Source organism: Desulfonatronospira sp. (assembly GCA_003563255.1).
Taxonomy (GTDB): Bacteria; Desulfobacterota; Desulfovibrionia; order Desulfovibrionales; family Desulfonatronovibrionaceae; genus Desulfonatronospira.
In genome coordinates this window covers 1-2,574 of sequence record PWSL01000413.1, presented here as the reverse complement: position 1 = coordinate 2,574, position 2,574 = coordinate 1, and the positions used below count along the sequence as shown (strand labels likewise).

Annotated in this window: 3 protein-coding genes; all 3 read right to left on the bottom strand. The window is 51.0% G+C overall.

The annotated features are described in order from the left end of the window. A partial coding sequence (locus tag QZP87_RS12095) for an Rpn family recombination-promoting nuclease/putative transposase (protein WP_291323181.1) occupies window positions 1–181 on the bottom strand: 181 nt, incomplete at its 3' end. A gap of 132 nt (window positions 182–313) precedes the next feature. Beyond that, window positions 314–1,234, bottom strand: coding sequence for a transposase (locus QZP87_RS12090; protein ID WP_291323180.1), 921 nt, complete (start codon window positions 1,232–1,234; stop codon window positions 314–316). A gap of 33 nt (window positions 1,235–1,267) precedes the next feature. Beyond that, window positions 1,268–2,574 (bottom strand): PocR ligand-binding domain-containing protein (locus QZP87_RS12085; RefSeq protein ID WP_291323179.1); only part of this gene is annotated, 1,307 nt, incomplete at its 5' end.

Genomic DNA, 2,574 nt, shown 5'->3' with positions numbered 1-2,574 from the left:
AATAAAACTCTTTGAATTCCTCAGACAGATATCCCTCAATATCAATCTCAATGATGGTCAGGTCCAGGTGCTTTTTGATTTCATCTGGCACATAGTACTGGATGAAGTCCCGGACAAACTCATCTCTGCTGAAGAAACTCTTAAAACAAAGGTCGTGTGGGTTTGGAATCTTCTTGCTCATATATAAAGACTACCTGTACCAGGTTGTTTTTGCAAGATTTATTTGAATCAGTCCGAGATTGAAAAAAATATCCAACAAGCTTGGCTGGCAAGCACTATCACATAAATCCCAACTTTTAACAAAAAGTTGGCCTCAGGATTCACCTAACCTTTTCATGGAATACAAACCCTCCACACCACCAACGGGAGTAAACTTCCGCTCGTCCTTGGAGCCCAGCAGGTGCTTGACCTGGTCAAATACCTCCTGAACAAAGTCCTTCCCACCGATAACTCCGGAATCGGTAAAATACCGGCATCTGTACCTGAAGCGCTCTACACGGGATATCTTGTAGCCTTTCTTCCTGGCCTTTTCCACAACCTTTTTGTCAATGGTCTTGCCTTTCCCTGCATCAACCGCGCCGGTTTCATATACAAACTGCCTATATTTACGGACAATCTCTTTGGGGTCCAACTCGTTCCATTCCATGAGCCCAAAATCAATATCCAGCAGGTCGTCTTTGTTGCCGGTCTGGGTATGATAACCAAGTGAACTCCACCTGTAATCCTCTGGCTTCTTCACAATCCCTGCCCTGATAGGATTAAGATCCACATAGGCCAACAAATTAACCAGAGTACTGCCTTCCTGAACGATCATGCTTTTAAAACGCCCACCCCAAAAAAAACCCTGCCGACTGTGCTTCTTATTATAATACCGGGTAAAGTTCTGCTTGATGTCCTTCACATAGGCACCAAGGCTGCAAAGCCTCTTCTTGACCTCAGCCATCCGTTCAGTAGGCATCTCGACCTTGTCACCATAATAGTCCTGCCACCTCTTGATGATATCTGAATTGGAAATCTCATCTTCAGGGTGCATGCGGGCCACCAGGTGGAAATGGTTACCCATAACTGCAAATCCCAACACATCCACAAAATAAAGCCTGCTCAGTCTTTTGATAAGCCCCAGCAGGTAGTCCTTGTCAGTGTCTTTAATAGGTAAACCGGACAGGGCAGTACGGGAAATAACGTGGTAGACAGTTTGACGGTCACTGCGGATGAAACGAGCTATGCGGGGCATGGGATACCTCCTTTAAGGCTTGTGGTTGAGCTGTTAGAAGAATGGATAGCATAAGCTGAAATAAAGCGCAAGTAGAGACTGTCCCCATCTTCCCTGTTCAAAATGTGGCTGGAGCCACAAAAAAGTGGTGTCCCCAGGCTGGAGCCTGGGAACAAGAGCATTGATCATTCTCCAGCGCCTGTCCATGGATGTCTTGCCGCGCATCTGGTCGAGGGTAAGGCCAAGAATTCTCTCAGCAGCCGGGTTGGCTGATATGATTGCCCCATCGGCGGCCTGGTAGATCACCCCCTGGGCCATGGTTTCGAAGAGGCGGCGGTGTTTTTCATCGCTCTCTCGCAGGGCAATATCTGACTGTTGCAATTCTTCATTCTGAACTTGAAGTTCTTCTGTTGCCGCTTGAACCTCTTCAAAAGAAGAAGACAGCTCTTCATGTAATGCCTCATACTCCTCGTTTTTAACTTGCAGCGCCGCCAGTGTTCGTTCATTGGCCGTCAGAGACCTGGCCAGTCTGAGGTTGCCGTAGCCCTGCGCCGAGATGGTTGCGGCAAGACGGGCGTAGAACGTCATGATCCGGTCAACCTTTTCGCGACTCCAGCGGGGTACGCGATCAAGCGCGGCGATATACGCCTTTTCATCAAAGCCGTATTGTCGGGCCTGCCGGCGGAAGCGCTCGGTATCGGGTGCCTCATCCTCCAGGAAGAACTGGCCGCAGAAAACGTTGCCGATGTGGTTGCCGCCGATGTGGATGGGCGTCACGACATCCCACATGCCGTTCCTGCACTGGTAGAGCCGCACCTCTCCGGGCGCCGTTCCCGTGGTCAGGACGGTGTCGCTTTCGAGACAGTGTTGTCGCGTATCCGGATGTACCCGGTGAAAGCGGACGCAGATGTCCTGCCAGCCGCAAGAGGCCAGCACGTTCCCCTGTAGGTCGAGAATCGCGCCCACAGCGCCGGTGAGTCGGAATAAATCGTCCATCAACTGCTGCAGATGGTCCTGGTCGATAATGTCGGCAAGATCGACCGTGCCGATCTCACCATCCGGTTCCAGAATGGCCTTCAGTTTCTTCTTGACGGTGGCCTCGCTTTTCTTCAACTCATCCTCGGCCCGCTTGCGCTCGGTGATGTCAAAGGTGAACCCCTGATAGGCCACGACCCGCCCATCTTCATCCCTAACCGCTCGTGCATTCCTTGCCCCCCAGAAGATTGTCCCGTCTTTGCGGCGGAACCGGCACTCATGGTTGACCACCTCGCCCTGCTCCTTCAGCAACTGGATGAATTCTTTTCGGTCTGTCGGGTCTGCGTACACCTGTGTAGAGATGTCCGTGATGGATGCAATCATTT